We start from the raw sequence: 20,157 nt of genomic DNA, 5'->3' as shown, positions 1-20,157 counted from the left end.
TATGGAGTGAGAATTTTCATGCGTAATACCTTTCGTGCAATGGCTGTTGCAAGCGCGCTCTGTCCAGCGCTGGTCATGGCTGACTCAACAGATCTGACCATTACCGGGACGATCATCCCGACCTCCTGCACCCCCGCTTTTTCCGGCGGCAACTTGGTAGACCTGGGCAACATCTCTGCCGCATCGCTGAACCGCGATTATCAGACCGAACTGACCAACCGCAATATCACCTTGAGCGTCAGTTGCTCGGCGTCCGCGCCGATGGCCATCAAGGTGCATGACAACCAGGCCCATACTCAACGGCCGGGCATCGTTGTCGATGGCACCGATTGGAAAATGTACATCTTCGGAATCGGTGAGGTGGGCGGCAACAAGATCGGCGGCTATGGCTTGCGATTCGGCAAACCCTCTGTCGATGGCGAGTTGTCGAGTGTGATGTACAAGCAAGGTACCAGCGCCAATTGGAGCGAGCCGGATACTGCCACGCTCCTGGGTAAAAACTATGAGGGCAACCTGCGTTATTCCTGGGGGCGCAGTACGGCCGCAGGCCCTCTGCCCGGAATGGTGCATACCTTCCCCATAACGCTGGTGCCCGTCATAGGCCCGACGTCGAGTTTGCCGATTACCTCTGACATTTCACTCAACGGTTCGGCGACGTTCGAACTGCTCTACCTCTGAGGACAAGGCACTGCCGCGAACCGTGGTCGGGCAGTGCCGCATGAGCCGCAGAACCCCTCGACGGGTTTGGGTGGCGTCCAGGCTTGTCATTTCCAATCAACACAATCGGCTGGCTCGTTGTCCGGCGCTGATGGCGTCTGCGCGCTTGCCTGTGGAGCCTTACATGAACGCCTTTGTGCGCAACACCATCGCCAGCATGCTGCTGGTTTCTTTGTGGGGGCCCGATCCTGTTCGGGCGGCGGGGATGGTTCCCGAAACGCCCGTCGTCGTGCTCGATGAAGGCGTCGGTGAAGCAGGGATCAATGTGCTCAACAGCGAGTCACATCCGGCGCTGCTGCACACTTCCATCGAAGACGTGCCGCAAGACACTGAGTCACTGTTATTACTGACGCCGCCGGTGGCGCGCGTCGAACCCGGGACCACGCAGCGTGTGCGGTTCATCCTGCGCAGCGCCGAACCGCTGCAAACCGAGCGCCTCAAGCGTGTGGTGTTCGAGGGCATCGCGCCGCAAGACTCGACCGGCAAAGCCCAGGTAAGCCTGAGCGTGCGGCAGAACATTCCCGTCATCCTGCGTCCGGCCAAATTACCGGTCGACCGCGAACCCTGGAAACATCTGGTCTGGACGCGCCAGGGCAGCGTGGTCCAGGTGCGTAACCCCAGTCCGTATGTCGTGCGTCTTGGCCACGCGGTGAATTTGCTGCCGGGAGAGCAGGAGATCGATCTGGGGCGCACGTACGTGTTGCCCGGTGAGCAACTGACGTTGAGCGGTGCCGTCGACCCGGGCCGTCGGCCGACACAAGTGCGATTGTTCCCGGTGACCACTTACGGATTTGCCATCGGGCACGTTGACGCGCCGTTGGTGCCGGACTGATGCACGGGAGGCGCTGGGCTGGCGTTTTGCTGGTCATCACTTGGGTTTGTCCGCCGATGCACAGTCATGCCGTTTCAAGTGACACCCGGGCAGTGCCGGCCGCGGTGCAGTTCAATCAGGATGTGCTCAGGTCTCGCGGGCTGGATCCGCATCTGGCCGAGTATTTCAGCCAGGTACCGCGTTTTCGCGAGGGTGCGCAAACCGTAACGCTGGCGGTCAATGGTGTGCCCAAGGGGCGGTTGGGGGTGACGTTCGATGCTGCAGGTGATCTGTGTTTCGCGCCGCCTTTGCTGGAGCGTGGCGGCATCAGGGCAGATCACGTCGAGTCGGAGCCCGGTTCGGGATGCGAACTGTTTGCCCGACGGTTTCCGCAAGCCGTGGTGCAAGCCGATCCTTCTCGGCAACACATCGATCTGCTGATGCCGACCGATACGCTGCTGCCCGATCATCCGGCGCAACGGCGTTTCTTCAACGGCGGTACGGCGGGGCTGTTCAACTACGATGCCTTGCTGCTCGGCAGTCGGTTCGCCGGGCAATCCAGCCAGTACCGCAGCCTCAACAGTGAACTGGGTTTGAACACGGCTGACTGGTCCTTTCGCAGCCGCCAGGCTTACAGCGAATTCGCCGGACAGGGCAGCCTCGAACACCTGTATGCCTACGCTTCACACACCTCGGAACGCTATCAGGCCAACCTTCAATTGGGGCAATTGAACATGGTCTCGCCGCTGTTTTCCGGTGAGGCATTCAACGGTTTTCAGTTGCAGCCCGAAATGGCACTGATGGAACTGGACGAGGACAGCGCCGGTGCCAGAGTCGAGGGCATTGCCTACTCCGCCGCGAGAATCGAGGTCAACCAGAACGGTGCGCTGATCTATACCACCCTAGTGCCCAGCGGCCCCTTCACCCTGGTGGGTTTGCCGCTGCTCAGTCAGAGCGTGGATCTTGAGGTCACGGTGCACGAAGAGGACGGTCAGCAGCGGCGCTTTATTGTCCCGGCGACGCAACTGCTTAGCACGTTGCCGGGCAGGGTGGCGGGCTATGGACTGGCCGCGGGAAAGGTGCGGCGTTACGCCGGCGACGAGCGTGATGCACCGTCGTTTGCTGCCGCCAGCAAGGACTGGCGCCTGAGCCCGCGCTGGCAAGCCACGGCCGGTGCGATGTTCGGCAACGGCTATCAATCGTTGGGCTGGGCGATGCAGGGCGTGGTCGGTGAGCGCCTCGTACTGAGCGGTCGGCAGGTGATGTCGCGGGCCCAGGATCAAGCACTGTCCGGCACCCAGGTACAGTGGGCGGCGAATGGTTTGTTAGGCGAAAGGCTATCGGCCAGTCTGGCGCTGACTCAGCAGACCCGGGATTTCCGCACGCTGTCGGACACCGCGTGGAATCCGCGCGATGACCAGCCGTTCCAGCGCGTGCGCAATCAACTGAGTGCGAGCCTCAGTGCGGGCAGTCTGACTCTGGGTGGTTTCTCTGGGAGTTACTCGCGGTTCTCAATGTTCGACGGGACGGTGACCTCACGGGTCGCCGTTGCCTGGTCGCAGATGATTCGTCGGGCCAATGTTTCTTTCACCCTGGAGCGGGATATCGCCGGGGTAGCGGACGATGCCCGAGGTACGGCGGCTTATCTGAGCGTGAGTGTGCCGCTGGGATCGCAGCGGACGTTGCGCGGTTACGTGCGCAATGACTCGGTCGGCGGCACGCGCAGCGGCCTGCGATTCAACGAACAAGTCAGCGATACCCTGGCCTACAGCCTCGGTGCGGAGCGGCCGGATAGTGGCCAATCGGGTTTCAACGGGCGGGTCAATCTGTTGCCCCGATACAGTCAACTGGATGCGGGTTACTCGCGCAGCGGTAGCGGCGACGAGAGCTATGACGTCGGCCTGCGCGGCGGTGCGCTGGTGCATGACGCCGGCGTGACGCTGTCGCCTTATCCGCTGCGCGAGACCTTCGCATTGCTCAAGGCGGGCGACAGCGCCGGGGTGCGCCTGATCACCCCGCGAGGCCCGGTCTGGACCGACCGTTCCGGCCATGCGGTGGCAGCCAGCCTGCCGGCCTACAGCAAGGGCCGGGTGGAGATCGACACCGCCAGCCTGGGACACAACGTCGATGTGCATAACGCCTATCAGGAGGTCGAGGCTGGACGCGGCGCGGTGCCGCGCCTGGCGTTCGACATGGTCACGGCTCGGCGGGTGCTGTTAGAGGTGCGCACGGTGGATAACGTGTTGGTCGACAAGGGGCTCGGCGTGTTCGACGCACAGGAGCAATACATCACCAGCGTGCTGGGTGCCGGACAGATTTTCCTGTCCGACGTACAGCCTGACCTCGAACTGTATCTGCGGCTTGCGGGCGGTCAGCGCTGTCGACTGGAGTTCGCCATGAGCGAGGCGCGTGACCCTTATGCGCTGTACGAAACCGCGCAGGCCCTCTGCCGGACTGTCTGAAAAAGGAAAGCACCATGCACGGCATCAAAAATCGGGTGGCAGGCGTTGTATGGCTGTGCCTGTTGACGCACATGGGCTGGGCGCAGGCCCGGCCCGACTGCAGCGTCAGACTGGGCCCGGCCGTCGTCGATTTTGGCCGCACGACACGCGGGCAATTGCTGGCGCAGTCACCGCCGGGTGATCCATTGAGTTTCGGATTGCGTCGTGCTCAGGCCAACGTCCAATGCGAACAACCAGGCCCGTTGCGCCTGACGCTGGTCGCGCCAGCGGCTTATGCCGGGCAATACCGCTTTGGTGCGGGCACGCTCAGCGTGCGGGTGCTGACCGTGCGGGTGGACGGTAAAGCGGTCGACTGGATCAGTGACGGGCAGGCTCCCGCGGCGGATGCGCGCACTCTGCAACCTGGCGCCAGCCTGATACCGGCGGTCGCGGGAATGGGTATTGAAGGCAGAAGCCTGGAAGTCGAACTGGAACTGGAAGCGCACGTCACCTCGGCAGCCACCCGGGTCAGCGACCTGACCCGATTTGAAACCCGGCTGAGTTTTCGTCAGTAAGGCCATGCTGTCAGGTTGAAAAGTGGGGGGAAGTGAAACGTCAGGTGTGGTGAGGGGGCGTGCTCGCGCTTTTACGGAGAACCAAAGGGCCCAGTGGGCGCAAGGTCCCTCGCCACAGCCTGTGTGTCAGTTGCCGTCCTCGGCGAGCAGCCTGGTGGCCGCTGCGCCGACCTTGCGAACCGCCTCTTCGATCTGCGGTGTCGGTTTGGCAGCGTAGTTCATTCGCAGGCAATTGCGGTACTTGCCCGAGGCGGAAAAAATGCTGCCGACCGCAATCTGCACGTTCTGATCATGCAAGGCACGATTGAGTTTCAGCGTGTCAAAACCTTCCGGCAATTCGACCCAAAGAATGAAGCTGCCTTGCGGGCGACTGGCGCGAGTACCTGCGGGAAAGTAGCGCGTGACCCAGTCAATCATTACGTCGCGACTGCGCTGGTATTGTGCACGCATCCTGCGCAAATGCGGTTCGAAGTGGCCTGCTTTGAGAAATTCGGCAATGGCAATCTGTGGTTGCGTCGCGGTGGAGCCAGTGCTGATGTATTTCATGTGCAGCACCCGTTCCAGATAACGACCGGGCGCCACCCAGCCAATACGCAGCCCGGGTGCCAGTGTCTTGGAAAATGAACTGCACAACAGTACGCGGCCGTCTTCGTCGAAGGATTTGATGGTGCGCGGACGCGGGTAGGTATAGGCCAGTTCGCCATATACATCGTCCTCGATGATCGCCACGTCAAAGCGTTGCGCCAGCGTCAACAACGCACGTTTGCGCGACTCCGGCATGATGTAGCCCAGCGGGTTGTTGCAGTTTGGGGTGATCTGGATGGCTTTGATCGGCCATTGCTCCAGCGCCAGTTCCAGGGCTTGGAGGCTGATGCCGGTGAGCGGGTCGGTGGGGATTTCCAGGGCTTTCATGCCCAGGCCTTTGAGGGTCTGCATGGCGCCGTGAAAGCTCGGCGAATCCACCGCGACGATGTCTGCGGGTTCACAGATCGCGCGGATGCTGGTGGACAGCGCTTCGTGACAACCGGTCGTGATGACGAGGTCGCTGGCGTTCAACTGGCAACCCGAGTCGAGCATCAGCCGAGCGATCTGTTCACGCAGTTCGAGGGTGCCGTGGATGTTGTCGTAATACAGACCGGGCATGTCCTGGCGGCGACTGATCTGCGCCAGTCCGCGCAGTAGCGGTTTCATGGTCGGCGTTGTGACGTCGGGCATCCCGCGTCCGAGTTGCACCACATCCTTGCGCGGCACCGCGCGAATCAATTCCAGCACCTGATCCCACTGCGAGATCTCCACCGGGCGCTGCGCCGGACGCCCGACGGCGGGCAGCTCCGGCAACTCGCGACCGACCGGCACGAAATACCCGGACTTGGGTTTTGGTGTGGCCAGGCCACTGTCCTCGAGCACGCGATAAGCCTGCTGCACCGTGCTGAGACTCACGCCATGTTCTACGCTCAAGGCGCGTACCGACGGCAGGCGATCACCCGGACGGTAGAAGCCTTGTTCGATGCGCGTGCCGAGCAGTTCGGCGAGATTCACATATAGCGTCATGACACTGCCTCGATGCAGATGATTCGATAAACCAGTACAGATGCGGCGTAAATCGACAATTCAGTGGCAGAAACAGCAAATCTGTATGGATTTAATGCAGGTTGTTTGGATCTGTAATGCTTTTGCCGGCCCGCGCATCATGGAATCTCTGGCGACCCAAGTAAACAGGAGCGACAAAAATGAACGGCTTGAGCGATGTGCGGCTGACGTTACACAGTCAGGAACTGGTGGCTGGGCAGGAGGACAGTACGTGGAATGCGGCCATGCGCAACGCGCCGTCAGGCCTGAGTCGCTGGGGTCTGTTCTGGCATCGTCTGCACACGCGCAAGGTGTTGCTCGGCCTGACGCCGGAGCAACTCAAGGATGTGGGGCTGACCCGCGAGCAGGCGCAGGAGGAAGGGTTGAAGCCGTTCTGGCGAATCTGAAATCTGTATTGTTTTTGCGGACCTCTTCGCGAGCAAGCCCGCTCCCACAGGGAATTGCAGTCCTGGTGTGGGAGCGGGCTTGCTCGCGAAGGCTTATAAAAAGATCAGACCAGCTCTTTAAGCCGATGCCACAACATCCCCAGCGCCAGCAGCGGCGAACGCAGATGCTTGCCGCCCGGGAAAGTGATGTGCGGCACCTTGGCAAACAGATCGAAGCCATCGCTGTGCTGCCCGCTGATCGCCTCTGCCAGCAGTTTGCCCGCCAGGTGCGTGGCATTCACCCCGTGGCCGGAATAGGCCTGGGCGTAATACACATTCGGCTGGTCATTGAGCCGGCCAATCTGCGGCAGACGGTTGGCACCGATGCCGATCATCCCGCCCCACTGATAATCGATCTTCACCCCGGCCAGTTGCGGAAAGACGTCGAGCATCTTCGGCTGCATGTAGGCGGTGATGTCCTTCGGATCGCGCCCCGAGTAATGGCAGGCGCCGCCGAACAGTAGACGGCGATCGGCCGAGAGGCGGTAGTAATCCAGCGCTACCCGCTGATCACAGACCGCCATGTTCTGCGGCAGCAAGTTGTGCGCCTGCTCCTCAGTCAAAGGCTCGGTAGCGATGATGTAGCTGCCGGCGGGCAAAACTTTGCCGCTCAGTTGTGGGTTGAGGTTGTTGAGGTAGGCGTTGCAACCGAGCACCAGCGTTTTCGCGCGTACCGAACCCTGCGCTGTGTGCACCTTCACTTCAGAGCCGTAGTCGATGCGGGTCACCGCCGAATGCTCGAACAGTTGCACCCCCAGTTGCTGCGCCGCTGCCGCTTCACCCAACGCCAGATTCAATGGGTGAAGATGCCCGGAACCCATGTCGATCAGCCCGCCAACGTAGCGTTTGGAACCGACCACGGTGTGCATTTCATTGGCTTGCAGCAAACGGGTTTCGTAGCGATAGCCCAGACCGCGCAGTTCTTCGGCGTCTTGGGCAAAGCCTTCGAGGTCGGCGGGTTTGTTGGCGAGGTCGCAGTAGCCCCAGGTCAGGTCGCACTGGATCTGGAAACGCTCGACGCGCTGGCGGACGATTTCCACCGCTTCCAGGCCCATGAGCTTCATCTGCCGCACGCCGTCGGCGCCGATGACATTGGCAAATTGATCGAGACCGTGGCCGACCCCGCGAATCAACTGCCCGCCGTTACGACCACTGGCGCCCCAGCCAATCCTGTGCGCCTCCAGCAACACCACGCGCAGACCGCGTTCGGCCAGTTCCAGCGCCGTGTTCAGCCCGGAAAACCCGCCGCCCACCACGCACACGTCGGCAATCACTTCGCCTTGCAGTCTTGGGTGATCGGGCTGCGGCAGGCTGCTGGCGGCATAGTAGGAGGCAACGTGGGGTTGGCTCGCGAGGTTTCGGGCGCGGGCATTCATGGGCATCATCCAACGGCTAAGTGTCGAGAAAATTTGACGGAGCATAAGCCGCCCGCCCGAAGACGGGCAACACGGGTCGCCCGTTGCTGTCTGGATCACGGCTTTTGCGGCACAATTGCCGCCTATTCTCCGTAGGTCACTGTTTCGATGAGTTGCAACAGCCAGAAAATCCGCACCCTGCGTCAGCAGATCCCCACGTTCGAGTGCGTGCCGGGCTGCCATGACTGCTGCGGGCCAGTGACCACGTCACCCGAAGAGATGGCCCGGCTGCCGCGCAAGACCCGCGCCGAGCAGGATGCGGCGATGGAAGAACTGAACTGTGTGCACCTGGGGCCGAATGGCTGCACGGTGTATGGCGAGCGGCCGCTGATTTGTCGGTTGTTTGGGACGACGAAGACCTTGCCATGCCCGAATGGACGGGGGCCGGTCGAGTTGATTCATCCGCGCGCTGAAAAGCAAATCTTCGAGTACATGGCGGCGAATCGGCAGGTCCTGGTTTAACGGGTTCACTGTTGACCTGGTCGAGCAAGCCCGCCCGCACATTTGGAGTGCATTCCAGCGCGGGCTTGCTCGCGAAGAGGCCGGTACAGGCACCGTCAAATTCAGTCCGGAACCGGCAGGCTCAAACTCTCCTTCACCTCTTCCATCACGATATAGCTCTTCGACTCCCGCACATGCGGCAGCTTGAGCAGGATGTCGCCGAGCAACTTGCGATACGAGGCCATCTCGGAAATTCGCGCTTTCACCAGATAATCGAAATCCCCTGATACCAAATGACATTCCAGCACATGGGGCAATTTCAGCACCGCACGTCGGAACTCTTCGAAAGTATCGCCGGATTTGTAGTCGAGGCTGATCTCGACGAAGACCAAAAGACTACCCTTCAAGTGCTGAGGATTGAGCCGGGCGTTGTAGCTCATGATGATCCCTTCGCGCTCCAGACGTCGTACCCGTTCGGTGCACGGCGTGGTGGAGAGGCCGACTTTTTCCCCGAGTTCGGTAAAGGAAATCCGCCCATCCGCCTGCAGGATCCGCAAGATGTTGCGGTCGATCTTGTCCAGCTCACGTTTGGTCTGAGTGTTGGTACGCATAGGGGATGCGCCTCCGTGAAAAGGGTTTTTGCCGAGAATTGTCGCCAAATATAGGCGCTTATATAGTGAAAAGCACTGGCATTTATTTTTTACACTGCGCTCATCATTGCTCTAACAACACGTCGGCGGTCAGCCGCGATGAGGGATACAAAAATGCGCGTCATGGTCTTGGGTAGCGGCGTCATCGGTACCGCCAGTGCTTATTATCTGGCCCGTGCCGGGTTTGAAGTGGTGGTGGTCGACCGGCAGCCCGCCGCGGCCATGGAGACCAGTTTCGCCAACGCCGGCCAGGTGTCGCCGGGTTATGCCTCGCCGTGGGCCGCGCCGGGTGTGCCGCTCAAGGCCATCAAATGGCTGCTGCAACGCCACGCACCGCTGGCGATCAAGGCCACCGCCGACATCGACCAATACCTGTGGATGGCGCAAATGCTGCGCAACTGCACCGCCAGCCGATACGCGGTGAACAAAGAGCGCATGGTGCGTCTGTCCGAGTACAGCCGCGATTGCCTCGACGAATTACGCGCTGAAACCGGCATCGCTTACGAAGGCCGAAGCCTCGGCACCACCCAATTGTTCCGCACCCAGGCGCAACTCGACGGCGCCGCCAAAGACATCGCCGTGCTGAAAGAGTCCGGTGTGCCGTTCGAAGTCCTGGATCGCGCCGGCATCGCCCGGGTCGAGCCAGCGCTGGCTGGCGTTACCGACATCCTCGCCGGCGCGCTGCGCCTGCCGAACGACCAGACCGGCGACTGCCAGATGTTCACCACCCGTCTCGCCGAAATGGCTGTGAAGCTGGGTGTTGAATTCCGTTTCGGCCAAGACATCCAGAAGCTCGACTACGCCGGTGATCGCATCAACGGCGTGTGGATCGACGGCAAGCTGGAAACCGCCGACCGCTACGTTCTGGCGCTCGGCAGCTACTCGCCGCAGTTGCTCAAGCCGTTGGGCATCAAGGCGCCTGTTTACCCGCTCAAGGGTTACTCGCTGACCGTGCCGATCACCAACCCGGCGATGGCCCCGACCTCGACCATTCTCGACGAGACCTACAAGGTCGCAATCACCCGTTTCGACAACCGCATCCGCGTCGGCGGCATGGCCGAGATTGCCGGTTTTGACCTGTCGCTGAACCCGCGTCGACGCGAAACCCTGGAGATGATCGTCAACGACCTTTATCCTCAGGGCGGCAATCTGGCCGAGGCGAGTTTCTGGACCGGCCTGCGTCCGACCACGCCGGACGGCACGCCGATTGTGGGCGCCACGCCGTTCAAGAACCTGTTCCTCAACACCGGTCACGGCACGCTCGGCTGGACCATGGCGTGCGGTTCCGGTCGTCTGTTGGCCGACCTGATGGCGAAGAAAAAGCCGCAGATCAGTGCCGAAGGCCTCGATATTTCCCGTTATGGCAACAAATCCCAGGAGTCGACCCAGCATGTCAATCCATCGCCAGCTCACCAATGAGCGCATGAGTCAGATCGTCAGCCACAACGGCACCGTGTTTTTGGCCGGGCAGGTCGGCGACGATTTCGATGCCGGGATTGAACAACAGACCCGCGATGTCCTCGCCAACATCGAGCGCTTGCTGGATCTGGCCGGGACCGACAAACGGCATCTGCTGTCGGCGACGATCTACCTGAACGACATCGAAGCACACTTTGCCGCAATGAACTCCGTGTGGGATCAGTGGTTGCCCAAAGGCGCCGCCCCGGCCCGTGCCACTGTCGAGGCGAAGATGGCCAAGCCGAGCATCCTGGTCGAGATATCCATCGTCGCTGCGTTGCCGTAATCGTTTCAAAGATCCCTCTCCCGGTGTTGTTGGCGGTTCACGCCGTCAGCCAGCGCCGGTTTTTATTCCCATGACCGCCTAGAAGTCTGCCGCCATGCGTCCTGCCCGTGCCCTGATCGACCTTCAAGCCCTGCGTCACAACTACCGAATTGCCCGCGAAGTCACCGGCGCCAAGGCGCTCGCGGTGATCAAGGCAGATGCTTACGGCCACGGCGCGGTTCGTTGCGCCCAGGCGCTGGAAGCTGAGGCTGACGGTTTTGCCGTCGCGTGCATCGAAGAGGCTTTGGAACTGCGCGCCGCCGGCATTCGTGCCCCGGTGTTGTTGCTTGAAGGGATTTTCGAGGCCGATGAGCTGGCGCTGATCGTTGAGCATGATTTCTGGTGCGTGGTGCATTCGCTGTGGCAGCTCGAAGCGATCGAGCAGGCCGCGTTGAGCAAACCGATCACCGTGTGGCTGAAGCTCGACTCGGGCATGCACCGTGTCGGTCTGCATCCCAAGGATTACCCGGCGGCCTACCAGCGACTGCTGGCCAGCGGCAAAGTCGCGAAGATCGTGCTGATGAGCCACTTCGCCCGTGCCGATGAACTGCACGCGCAGACCAGTGCTGATCAGATGGCGGTCTTCGAGGCCGCGCGCCAGGGCCTTGCCGCCGAAGTCAGCCTGCGCAATTCGCCCGCTGTACTCGGTTGGCCGCAGATCCACAGCGACTGGGTACGCCCGGGCATCATGCTTTACGGCGCCACGCCGTTCGAAGAAGCCAACGCTGTGGCCGAGCGCCTGCAACCGGTGATGACTCTCGAATCAAAAGTTATCTGCGTACGCGAATTGCCGGTCGGCGAACCCATTGGCTACGGCGCCAAATTCGTCACGGATAAACCGATGCGCATCGGCGTGGTCGCCATGGGTTACGCCGATGGCTACCCGCGTCAGGCACCGACCGGCACACCTGTGCTGGTGGCCGGCAAACACAGTCGCCTACTCGGTCGGGTATCGATGGACATGCTGTGCATCGACCTGACGGATGTGCCGGAAGCCGGGCTGGGTTCAACTGTCGAGTTGTGGGGCAAAAACATCCTCGCCAGCGACGTCGCGAAGTGGGCCGACACCATTCCTTACCAGATCTTCTGCAACCTGCGTCGGGTGCCAAGGCTCTATTCCGAGGGTTGAGGCAGCTGCGGGGCCCAAGTGTTGTAAATACTGAACGCTGTCGCCATGATAACGCTCAATATTCTTACAACATCAGGAGGCTCCAGCCTTGGACGTCGGTGAACGACTGCAATCGATCCGCAAGCTCAAAGGGCTTTCCCAGCGTGAACTCGCCAAGCGCGCGGGCGTCACCAACAGCACCATTTCGATGATCGAAAAGAACAGCGTCAGCCCTTCGATCAGTTCGCTGAGGAAGGTTCTGGGCGGCATTCCCATGTCGATGGTCGAATTCTTCTCCGAAGAAATCCTGCAGGAACAACCGACTCAGATCGTCTACAAGGCCAACGAGCTGATCGACATTTCCGACGGCGCCGTGACCATGAAACTGGTCGGCCGTGCACACCCGAGCCGGGCCATCGCATTCCTCAACGAAATCTACCCACCGGGCGCCGACACCGGCGAAGAAATGCTCACCCACGAGGGTGAGGAAACCGGGATTCTGGTGGAAGGTCGTCTGGAACTGGTGGTGGGCCTCGAAACTTTTATTCTCGAAGCTGGCGACAGCTACTATTTTGAAAGTACCAAGCCCCATCGTTTCCGCAATCCGTTCGACTTGCCCGCGCGACTAATCAGCGCAGCCACGCCGGCGAATTTTTAAATAAAGAGGCGCCAGGCCACTATGGCGAAGGCACCCGAACCGTTTTAGCGATGTGCAACAAGACCCCTTTAACTTTGGGGTTGTTTCAGTGTGGCGGGCTACCCGCTATACTTGCGCCCGCCTGCGAACCGTGGCCGCAGGCGTGAATAGCCACCATTGAGGGTGAACGCGTGAACCTAATTATGAAAATGCTGGCTGCACCAGCAACCGTACTGGCCCTCTGGGCTGTCAGCGCTCAAGCTGCGACGAATGACGACATTGCCAAGCGCCTGGAGCCCGTAGGCCAGGTGTGTGTACAAGGTCAGGAATGCAAAGGGATGGAAGTGGCAGCGACCGCCGGCGGTGGCGGCGGGGCGAAAACCCCGGACGAAGTGATTGCCAAACATTGCAACGCTTGCCATGGCACAGGTCTGCTGGGCGCACCGAAAATCGGTGACACCGCCGCCTGGAAAGAACGCGCCGATCACCAGGGCGGCCTCGACGGCATCCTGGCCAAAGCCATCACGGGCATTAACTCGATGCCGCCGAAAGGCACCTGCGCCGACTGCACGGATGACGAGCTCAAGGGCGCTATCCAGAAGATGTCCGGCCTGAAGTAAGGCGCTCTTTTGATGAAAAAAACCGTCTTCGGACGGTTTTTTTGTGCCCGCGATTCTGACCCTGGGCTGTTCATTGCAGCAAAGTAGCGGCAAGCTCGGTCTACCTCTATTCACGCAAAGGGCGGGAGGCTTCAGATGGTGCAGTTGTGTTCAATCGAACAGGCAGTGGACGACGTGCTCACGCGGTTGCCGGCGCATATTCAAATGGGTTTGCCGCTGGGGCTGGGCAAACCCAATCATTTCGTCAACGCGCTATACCGGCGAATCAAAGGGCTGCCCGAGCGGCAACTGACGATCTACACCGCCCTGTGCCTGGGGCGGCCGAGCCTTGGCGATGGCTTGCAGAAACGCTTCATCGAGCCCTTCGTAGACCGCGTCTTCGGCGATTACCCGGAATTCGATTTCCTCGCTGACCTGCACCGCGACAGCCTGCCCGCCAACATCCGCATCGAACAGTTTTTCATGCAGCCCGGCAGCCTGCTCAATAGTCCCCCGGCCCAGCAGGACTACGTCAGCAGTAATTACAGCCACGCCGCCCGCGACATCAACGCCGCCGGCCTGAACCTGGTCGCGCAGTTGCTCGCCAGCAGCAGTGAGCATCCCGACCGCTTGAGCCTGAGTTGCAACCCGGACATCACCCTCGACCTGTTGCCGATGATCGCCAAGCGTCGCGCGGCGGGGGAGACGATTTTGCTGGTCGGCCAAGTGCATACCGATTTGCCGTACATGCCCGGCGATGCCGAGGTTGATATCGATACCTTCGACTTTTTGATTGACGAGAAGGACAGCACCACGTTGTTTTCCACGCCGAACATGCCGGTTGGCTTTCAGGATCATTTCATCGGCCTGCATGCCAGTACGCTGGTGCGTGACGGCGGTACGTTGCAGGTAGGCATTGGTTCTATGGGCGATGCACTGACGGCTGCGTTGCTGGCACGCCAGGCGGATAACGCCGGATATCGGGCATTGCTGGCAGACGTGAATGTCAGCCAGTGGGCGCAATTGATCGAACGTGAGGGCGGCACCGCACCGTTCGCCAAAGGCCTTTACGGTTGCAGCGAAATGTTCGTCAACGGCTTGCTGGTGCTAGCGGATGCGGGGATTATCCGGCGCAAGGTCTACCCCGATGTCCACACGCAAGAGCAGGCCAACGCCGGCACCCTCGATGAGGCCGCGCAGCCTGACGGCATCTCGGTGCACGGCGGCTTCTTCCTTGGCCCGCGCAGTTTTTACCAGCGTCTGCGCGAGTTGCCGCAGAGCAAGCGCCTCGAATTCAACATGACCCGCATCAGCTACATCAACGAGTTGTATGGGCAGGAAGAACTCAAGCGTTTGCAGCGTCTTGATGCACGGTTTATCAACACCGTCTTCACCATGACCCTGCTTGGCGCCGGCGTGTCGGATCAGCTCGAAGACGGACGGGTGCTCAGCGGGGTCGGCGGGCAATACAATTTTGTCGCCCAGGCCCACGCGTTGCACGATGCACGCTCGATTCTGATCCTGCGCAGTTGGCGCGAATCCGGGGGCGACGTCAGCTCCAACATCGTCTGGGAATACGGCCACTGCACGATTCCACGGCATCTGCGCGATATCGTCGTCACCGAGTACGGCATTGCCGATCTGCGCGGCAAGACCGACGCAGCGGTGATCGAGGCGTTGCTCAATATCAGCGATTCGCGCTTCCAGGCGGGGCTGATCGAACAGGCGCAGACAGTCGGCAAACTGCCGAAGGATTTCCGCATTGATCCACGATTTGCCGATAACACGCCGCAACGCTTGCAGGCGATTGCCGCGCGACACCCGAACCTGTTTCCGGAGTATCCGTTGGGCTGTGATTTCACGATGATCGAGCGGGATCTGTTGCGGGCGCTGAACTGGTTGAAGAGCAAGTTCAAGCTGACTGAGATTCTGGAACTGGGCAAGGCCGCGCTGGATGCGCCAGACGCTTCAACATTCCCTGAACACCTGGAGCGGATGCAGCTCAAGAATCCGGAAGGGTTAAAGGATGACCTGTTCCAGCGCCTGCTGCTCACGGGCCTCAAAGCCACTGCGAACTAACGGCCTGCTGCAAAACCAACTGTGGGAGCGGGCTTGCTCGCGAAAGCGGTAAATCAGTCAACCAGGATCTCGACTGACACTACTCATTCGCGAGCAAGCCCGCTCCCACAGGGGGCGGTGTGGCTTTATTCGATGAAGGTTACAACGCCGTCCTTCAGCGATTTAACGCGAGCCAGCGACTCAACGCGATAGCCCTGCGAATCCAGCTCGGCACGGCCGCCCTGGAACGACTTCTCGATGACGATGCCCAGGCCGGCGACGGTGGCGCCTGCCTGCTTGATGATCGAGATCAGCGCTTGCGACGCCTTACCGTTGGCCAAAAAGTCGTCGATGATCAGCACGCGGTCGCTGCTGGTCAGGTGACGCGGGGAGATGGCCACGGTGCTTTCGGTCTTTTTGGTGAACGAGTAAACGGTCGCCGACAGCAGGTTTTCGGTCAGGGTCAGGGACTGTTGCTTGCGGGCGAAGATCACCGGCACGCCGAGGTTCAGACCGGTCATGATCGCCGGGGCAATGCCCGAGGCTTCGATGGTGACGATTTTGGTGATGCCCGAATCCTTGAACAGCGTGGCGAACTCGTCGCCAATCAGCTTCATCAGGGCCGGGTCGATCTGGTGGTTCAGGAAGGCGTCGACCTTCAGGACCTGGTCGGAAAGCACGATGCCTTGTTCGCGGATTTTCTGGTGCAATGCTTCCATGAAGCTGTCCTCATTTGGCGTTTTGTGCGCCGAAGGTCTAGTAAAAAAAGTGGTCAATTCTAGCGCTTTAGCATCGCGCGTATATCGGCCAATGCGTTGTTGCCCCGCACGGCTTTGACTTCGGTCGGTGTGTCGTCGTTGCCTTCCCACGCCAGATCGTCCGGTGGCAGCTCATCGAGGAAGCGGCTGGGCGCACAATCGATGATTTCGCCGTACTGCTTGCGCTTGGCGGCGAAGGTGAAGGCCAGGGTCTGACGAGCACGAGTGATACCCACGTAGGCCAGACGGCGTTCTTCTTCGATGGTGTCGGCTTCGATGCTGGAGCGGTGCGGGAGGATTTCCTCTTCCATGCCCATGATGAACACGTAAGGGAATTCCAGACCCTTGGACGCATGCAGCGTCATCATCTGCACGCCTTCGGCGCCATCCTCCTCTTCCTGCTGACGTTCGAGCATGTCGCGCAGGACCAGTTTGCCGATGGCGTCCTCGACGGTCATTTCGCCTTCTTCGTCCTTCTCGAGGGTGTTTTTCAACGCCTCGATCAGGAACCAGACGTTGCCCATCCGGTAGTCGGCCGCCTTGTCGCTGGAGCTGTTGGTGCGCAGCCAGTTCTCGTAGTCGATGTCCATGACCATGCTGCGCAGGGCTGAGATCGGGTCTTCGCCGGCGCACTGCTCGCGCACCTTGTCCATGAAACGCTTGAAACGCGACAGGCGATCGGTGAAGCGGCTGTCGAGATGTTCGCCCAGACCGATTTCGTCGGTGGCCGCGTACATCGAGATCTTGCGTTCGGTGGCGTAGTTGCCGAGTTTTTCCAGGGTGGTCGAGCCGATTTCGCGGCGCGGCACGTTGATCACCCTCAGGAAGGCGTTGTCGTCATCCGGGTTCACGATCAGCCGGAAGTAGGCCATCAGGTCTTTCACTTCCTGGCGGCCGAAGAAGCTGTTGCCGCCGCTCAAGCGGTAAGGCACCTGATGGTGCTGCAACTTCAGTTCGATCAGTTTGGCCTGATAGTTACCGCGATAGAGGATCGCGAAATCGCTGTAGGGCCGGTCGGTGCGCAAGTGCAGGCTGAGGATTTCCATGGCCACGCGCTCGGCCTCGGCGTCCTCGTTGCGGCAGCGGATTACGCGGATCTCGTCGCCGTGGCCCATCTCACTCCACAGTTGTTTTTCGAATTCGTGCGGGTTGTTCGAGATCAGCACGTTGGCGCAACGCAGAATGCGGCTGGTGGAGCGGTAGTTCTGCTCCAGCATCACCACTTTCAGGGACGGATAGTCGTCCTTGAGCAGCATCAGGTTTTCCGGGCGCGCACCGCGCCAGGCGTAGATCGACTGGTCGTCGTCGCCCACCACGGTGAACTGGTTACGCTTGCCGATGAGCATTTTCACCAGCAGGTACTGGCTGGCGTTGGTGTCCTGGTATTCGTCGACCAGCAGGTAACGCACCTTGTTCTGCCACTTTTCGAGAATGTCGGCGTGCTCTTCGAAGAGCTTCACCGGCAGCAGAATCAGGTCGTCGAAGTCCACCGCGTTGAACGCCTTGAGCGTGCGCTGATAGTGGGTGTAGACGATGGCGGCGGTCTGCTCCTTGGGATTACGTGCGTTCTCCAGCGCCTGGGGCGGCAGGATCAGGTCGTTTTTCCAGGCGCCGATCATGTTCTTGATCTCGTCGACGCCGTCGTCGCCTGCGTATTCCTTCTGCATGATGTCGGTCATCAGGGCTTTGACGTCGGTCTCGTCGAAAATCGAGAAACCGGGTTTGTAGCCCAGCCGCGCATGTTCCTTGCGGATGATATTCAGGCCCAGGTTGTGGAAGGTGCAGACCGTCAGGCCGCGACCTTCACCGGCACGCAGCAGGGTGCCGACCCGTTCCTTCATCTCGCGCGCGGCCTTGTTGGTAAAGGTCATGGCGACGATGTACTGGGCGCGGATGCCGCAGTTCTGGATCAGGTGCGCAATTTTGCGCGTGATCACGCTGGTCTTGCCGGAGCCAGCACCGGCGAGCACCAATAGAGGGCCGCCGACGTAGTTCACGGCTTCTTGCTGCCGGGGATTGAGTCGGGACATACGAAAATTCGGGAGTCGTTGACGAAATGGGCCGGCATTTTAACAGGCTCAGCGATTTGTGCTGCTCTGTCCGACTTGTGACGCACCACGCGATTCGAATTTGCCGGTTTTGTTACTTTCACGCAGGATGCGCGGAGATTTTGCGGCTAATGTTCTCATTCGTGACAAAAAATAACGTTCTGATAACCGTTGTCATTTGGTCATTGAACGGCGCAACGGCATAATGCCCCGCCCACATCATTGCAGAGTCTAGGGAGCTAGCTTGTCTACGCCTGTCGAACCCTTGCGTTTGCTGCTACTGGCCGAAGAGCCAGCGTGGACAGCGTTATTGCGTGAGTGTCTGGCTCCGATGGGGAGCGCGGCGGTGCTGATCAGCGCGCCGAGCTGGGAGTCGGTCCGCCGTTTGTTCGAAGACAACCGCCACGCGGTGCTGTTGACCGTTCCCGCGTTGCAACCGCTCCCCGGTCGTTGCTGCCTGCCGACGGTATTGTTGCTGGACCAAGAGCCAGCCACCGCGCCCGTTGGCGTCAGCGACTGGCTGGTGTTCGATGCCCTTGACGCCGGCATGCTGCGTCGTTGCCTGCGCCATGTGCGCGAACGCGGCCTGCTGGAAAACACCCTGCAACGCCTCGCCGAACAGGATCCGCTGACCGGTATCGCCAATCGTCAGGGTTTTCAGACCTTGCTCGCGGCGCGCCTCGCGGAAAACGACGGCCGTGGTCTGGCGCTCGGGCATCTCGATCTCGACAACTTCCGCCACGCCAACGACGCCCTCGGCCATCAGGCCGGCGACCGCTTGATCCTGCAAGTGGTGTCGCGGCTGAAGAATCAGCTGGAGGCCGGCGATCAGTTGGCGCGGTTGGGCAGCGACGAATTTGCCTTATTGATCGACACCCGCCGGGCCCCGCAACGCGCCGAGTGGATGGCCGAACGGATCACCGAAGCCTTGGCCGAACCGTATTGGGTCGATGGCGAAAGCCTGCTGATCGGCTCCAGCCTTGGTATTGCACATGCCCGCGCCCAGGGCGGCGCCGATCCGCTGATGTGGCACGCGCACATCGCCATGCAGCAAGCCAAGAGTACCCAGGGCTGCACCTTTCATATCTTCAACGAGCGCATCAACCGCAACGCGCGAAGCATGGCTGACCTGGAAAGCGAGTTGCGCCGGGCTTTGCGCCGCGATGAACTGGAGCTGCATTACCAGCCACGTTTGAATCTTGCAGACGGGCAGATCGTCGGCCTCGAAGCTCTGGTGCGCTGGCGTCATGGCGAGCGTGGTCTGTTGCCGCCCAGCGAATTCGTGCCGCTGGCTGAGCAGAGCGGTCTGATCGTGCCGCTCGGTTACTGGGTGATTTCCCGGGCGCTGCGGGACATGCAGGCGCTGCGCGAGCGCGGACTGCCAGCGCTGCACATGGCGATCAATCTGTCGTTCCGGCAGTTTCAGGACAGTCAGTTGCTGCCGACCCTCAGCCGTTTGATCGCCGAACGTGGTGTCGAGGCGCAGTGGCTGGAATTCGAACTCACCGAAACGGCCGTCATGCGCCGCAGCGATCTGGTCAAACAGACCATGGACGCCCTCGGTCGCCTCGGCGTGCGCTTCTCGCTGGATGATTTCGGCACCGGTTTTTCGTCGTTTGTGCACCTCAACAGCCTGCCGATCACCTTGCTGAAGATCGATAAAAGTTTTGTCGGCGGCATGGAGCAGCGCGAAGAGAACCGCAAACTGGTGCACGCAATGATCAACCTCGCGCACAACCTGCATCTGGAAGTGGTGGCCGAAGGGGTGGAAACTCCGGAACAGCTGGAGTTGCTGCGCGGCTTTGCTTGCGATCAGGTGCAGGGTTATCTGATCAGCCGGCCGCTGCCGTTGGCGGAGTTGGTTGAGTACCTGACGTTCGGTTCCAGCCAACAGCCAGTAATGGAAATCGTGAGCTGAACACAAAACCCAATGTGGGAGCGAGCAAGCCCGCTCCCACAGGGGAATTTTATTCAGCCTGATGTCTAGTCCTGAAATAGGTTTACACCTATCTCACCCTAACGCCCGATGCACTGCATCGGGCGTTTTGTATTTTAAGGACAGGTGCGGGCGCTCTTGGTTGTAGATCAAGACCGCTTCCCG

18 protein-coding genes are annotated in these 20,157 nt (G+C 60.6%); 13 read left to right on the top strand and 5 right to left on the bottom strand.

Translation table 11 applies throughout. The features are described 5' to 3' along the window. The first annotated feature begins 18 nt into the window (after positions 1 to 18). The 4 genes from AACY02_RS22135 to AACY02_RS22120 all read left to right on the top strand — a co-directional run bounded on the left by AACY02_RS22135 (position 19) and on the right by AACY02_RS22120 (position 4,544). Complete coding sequence (locus AACY02_RS22135) at positions 19 to 678, top strand: DUF1120 domain-containing protein (RefSeq protein ID WP_339433780.1); 660 nt, start codon at positions 19 to 21, stop codon at positions 676 to 678. 163 nt (positions 679 to 841) lie between these two features. Further along, a complete protein-coding gene (locus tag AACY02_RS22130) occupies positions 842 to 1,549 on the top strand; it encodes a fimbria/pilus chaperone family protein (RefSeq protein ID WP_339433779.1) in 708 nt (235 codons plus the stop codon). Further along, on the top strand, positions 1,549 to 3,990 hold the full coding sequence (locus tag AACY02_RS22125; protein WP_339433778.1) for a fimbria/pilus outer membrane usher protein: 2,442 nt from the start codon (positions 1,549 to 1,551) through the stop codon (positions 3,988 to 3,990). The genes AACY02_RS22130 and AACY02_RS22125 overlap by 1 nt, the downstream gene beginning before the upstream one ends. 14 nt (positions 3,991 to 4,004) lie before the next feature. After that, complete coding sequence (locus tag AACY02_RS22120) at positions 4,005 to 4,544, top strand: hypothetical protein (RefSeq protein ID WP_339433777.1); 540 nt, start codon at positions 4,005 to 4,007, stop codon at positions 4,542 to 4,544. Positions 4,545 to 4,670: 126 nt separating this feature from the next. Here AACY02_RS22120 and AACY02_RS22115 read toward each other — a convergent pair whose 3' ends face one another. Next, the gene (locus AACY02_RS22115) at positions 4,671 to 6,095 is read right to left on the bottom strand and encodes an aminotransferase-like domain-containing protein (protein ID WP_339433776.1); all 1,425 of its coding nucleotides are present in this window, start codon (positions 6,093 to 6,095) and stop codon (positions 4,671 to 4,673) included. A 179-nt stretch (positions 6,096 to 6,274) separates the two neighbouring features. Between AACY02_RS22115 and AACY02_RS22110 the strand changes: the two genes are divergently transcribed. After that, entirely contained in the window at positions 6,275 to 6,520 is a 246-nt protein-coding gene (locus tag AACY02_RS22110) for a DUF1127 domain-containing protein (RefSeq protein ID WP_339433775.1), read from the top strand. A gap of 104 nt (positions 6,521 to 6,624) precedes the next feature. Here the strand turns inward: AACY02_RS22110 and AACY02_RS22105 are convergent, their stop codons facing one another. Then, on the bottom strand, positions 6,625 to 7,935 hold the full coding sequence (locus AACY02_RS22105) for an NAD(P)/FAD-dependent oxidoreductase (protein ID WP_339433774.1): 1,311 nt from the start codon (positions 7,933 to 7,935) through the stop codon (positions 6,625 to 6,627). 147 nt (positions 7,936 to 8,082) lie between these two features. On the opposite strand from AACY02_RS22105, the gene AACY02_RS22100 reads away from it, so the two are divergent. Then, positions 8,083 to 8,436: a YkgJ family cysteine cluster protein gene (locus tag AACY02_RS22100; protein ID WP_221730875.1), complete on the top strand. Its 354-nt coding sequence runs from the start codon at positions 8,083 to 8,085 to the stop codon at positions 8,434 to 8,436. 101 nt (positions 8,437 to 8,537) lie between these two features. Here AACY02_RS22100 and AACY02_RS22095 read toward each other — a convergent pair whose 3' ends face one another. After that, positions 8,538 to 9,026, bottom strand: a complete 489-nt coding sequence (locus AACY02_RS22095; RefSeq protein ID WP_221730874.1) for an Lrp/AsnC ligand binding domain-containing protein — start codon at positions 9,024 to 9,026, stop codon at positions 8,538 to 8,540. Positions 9,027 to 9,179: 153 nt separating this feature from the next. On the opposite strand from AACY02_RS22095, the gene dadA reads away from it, so the two are divergent. The 6 genes from dadA (at position 9,180) to AACY02_RS22065 (ending at position 15,271) form a co-directional block, all read left to right on the top strand. Then, a complete protein-coding gene (gene dadA, locus AACY02_RS22090; RefSeq protein WP_339433773.1) occupies positions 9,180 to 10,484 on the top strand; it encodes a D-amino acid dehydrogenase in 1,305 nt (434 codons plus the stop codon). Next, the gene (locus tag AACY02_RS22085) at positions 10,456 to 10,809 is read left to right on the top strand and encodes a RidA family protein (protein WP_339433772.1); all 354 of its coding nucleotides are present in this window, start codon (positions 10,456 to 10,458) and stop codon (positions 10,807 to 10,809) included. The genes dadA and AACY02_RS22085 overlap by 29 nt, the downstream gene beginning before the upstream one ends. 94 nt (positions 10,810 to 10,903) lie before the next feature. Then, the gene (gene alr / locus AACY02_RS22080; protein ID WP_339433771.1) at positions 10,904 to 11,977 is read left to right on the top strand and encodes an alanine racemase; all 1,074 of its coding nucleotides are present in this window, start codon (positions 10,904 to 10,906) and stop codon (positions 11,975 to 11,977) included. 88 nt (positions 11,978 to 12,065) lie between these two features. Next, positions 12,066 to 12,614, top strand: coding sequence for a cupin domain-containing protein (locus AACY02_RS22075; RefSeq protein ID WP_221730870.1), 549 nt, complete (start codon positions 12,066 to 12,068; stop codon positions 12,612 to 12,614). A gap of 182 nt (positions 12,615 to 12,796) precedes the next feature. Continuing rightward, entirely contained in the window at positions 12,797 to 13,213 is a 417-nt protein-coding gene (locus AACY02_RS22070; RefSeq protein ID WP_221730929.1) for a c-type cytochrome, read from the top strand. Between the two features lie 135 nt (positions 13,214 to 13,348). Then, the gene (locus AACY02_RS22065) at positions 13,349 to 15,271 is read left to right on the top strand and encodes an acetyl-CoA hydrolase/transferase C-terminal domain-containing protein (RefSeq protein WP_339433770.1); all 1,923 of its coding nucleotides are present in this window, start codon (positions 13,349 to 13,351) and stop codon (positions 15,269 to 15,271) included. A gap of 125 nt (positions 15,272 to 15,396) precedes the next feature. Here AACY02_RS22065 and AACY02_RS22060 read toward each other — a convergent pair whose 3' ends face one another. Both AACY02_RS22060 and rep read right to left on the bottom strand, forming a co-directional pair. Then, on the bottom strand, positions 15,397 to 15,969 hold the full coding sequence (locus tag AACY02_RS22060; RefSeq protein ID WP_003229440.1) for a xanthine phosphoribosyltransferase: 573 nt from the start codon (positions 15,967 to 15,969) through the stop codon (positions 15,397 to 15,399). A gap of 59 nt (positions 15,970 to 16,028) precedes the next feature. Then, entirely contained in the window at positions 16,029 to 18,038 is a 2,010-nt protein-coding gene (rep, locus tag AACY02_RS22055; RefSeq protein WP_339433769.1) for a DNA helicase Rep, read from the bottom strand. A gap of 262 nt (positions 18,039 to 18,300) precedes the next feature. Here rep and AACY02_RS22050 point away from each other — a divergent pair, with 262 nt between their 5' ends. After that, positions 18,301 to 19,974, top strand: a complete 1,674-nt coding sequence (locus tag AACY02_RS22050; RefSeq protein ID WP_339433768.1) for a putative bifunctional diguanylate cyclase/phosphodiesterase — start codon at positions 18,301 to 18,303, stop codon at positions 19,972 to 19,974. Positions 19,975 to 20,157 lie beyond the last annotated feature (183 nt).

The sequence above is a fragment of the Pseudomonas sp. EA_65y_Pfl2_P78 genome (genome assembly GCF_963970495.1).
In the GTDB taxonomy this organism is placed as follows: domain Bacteria; phylum Pseudomonadota; class Gammaproteobacteria; order Pseudomonadales; family Pseudomonadaceae; genus Aquipseudomonas; species Aquipseudomonas baetica_A.
This window is presented reverse-complemented; position numbering and strand designations above follow the sequence as displayed.

What these genes read in the sequence shown, in the direction of transcription:
- AACY02_RS22105 (WP_339433774.1), bottom strand. Translation starts at nt 7,935, where the DNA reads ATGAATGCCCGCGCCCGAAACCTCGCGAGCCAACCCCACGTTGCCTCC.
- AACY02_RS22065 (WP_339433770.1), top strand. Translation starts at nt 13,349, where the DNA reads ATGGTGCAGTTGTGTTCAATCGAACAGGCAGTGGACGACGTGCTCACG.
- AACY02_RS22070 (WP_221730929.1), top strand. Translation starts at nt 12,797, where the DNA reads ATGAAAATGCTGGCTGCACCAGCAACCGTACTGGCCCTCTGGGCTGTC.
- AACY02_RS22095 (WP_221730874.1), bottom strand. Translation starts at nt 9,026, where the DNA reads ATGCGTACCAACACTCAGACCAAACGTGAGCTGGACAAGATCGACCGC.
- AACY02_RS22110 (WP_339433775.1), top strand. Translation starts at nt 6,275, where the DNA reads ATGAACGGCTTGAGCGATGTGCGGCTGACGTTACACAGTCAGGAACTG.
- AACY02_RS22120 (WP_339433777.1), top strand. Translation starts at nt 4,005, where the DNA reads ATGCACGGCATCAAAAATCGGGTGGCAGGCGTTGTATGGCTGTGCCTG.
- AACY02_RS22130 (WP_339433779.1), top strand. Translation starts at nt 842, where the DNA reads ATGAACGCCTTTGTGCGCAACACCATCGCCAGCATGCTGCTGGTTTCT.
- AACY02_RS22100 (WP_221730875.1), top strand. Translation starts at nt 8,083, where the DNA reads ATGAGTTGCAACAGCCAGAAAATCCGCACCCTGCGTCAGCAGATCCCC.
- AACY02_RS22125 (WP_339433778.1), top strand. Translation starts at nt 1,549, where the DNA reads ATGCACGGGAGGCGCTGGGCTGGCGTTTTGCTGGTCATCACTTGGGTT.
- AACY02_RS22060 (WP_003229440.1), bottom strand. Translation starts at nt 15,969, where the DNA reads ATGGAAGCATTGCACCAGAAAATCCGCGAACAAGGCATCGTGCTTTCC.
- AACY02_RS22135 (WP_339433780.1), top strand. Translation starts at nt 19, where the DNA reads ATGCGTAATACCTTTCGTGCAATGGCTGTTGCAAGCGCGCTCTGTCCA.
- dadA (WP_339433773.1), top strand. Translation starts at nt 9,180, where the DNA reads ATGCGCGTCATGGTCTTGGGTAGCGGCGTCATCGGTACCGCCAGTGCT.
- alr (WP_339433771.1), top strand. Translation starts at nt 10,904, where the DNA reads ATGCGTCCTGCCCGTGCCCTGATCGACCTTCAAGCCCTGCGTCACAAC.
- rep (WP_339433769.1), bottom strand. Translation starts at nt 18,038, where the DNA reads ATGTCCCGACTCAATCCCCGGCAGCAAGAAGCCGTGAACTACGTCGGC.
- AACY02_RS22115 (WP_339433776.1), bottom strand. Translation starts at nt 6,095, where the DNA reads ATGACGCTATATGTGAATCTCGCCGAACTGCTCGGCACGCGCATCGAA.
- AACY02_RS22085 (WP_339433772.1), top strand. Translation starts at nt 10,456, where the DNA reads ATGTCAATCCATCGCCAGCTCACCAATGAGCGCATGAGTCAGATCGTC.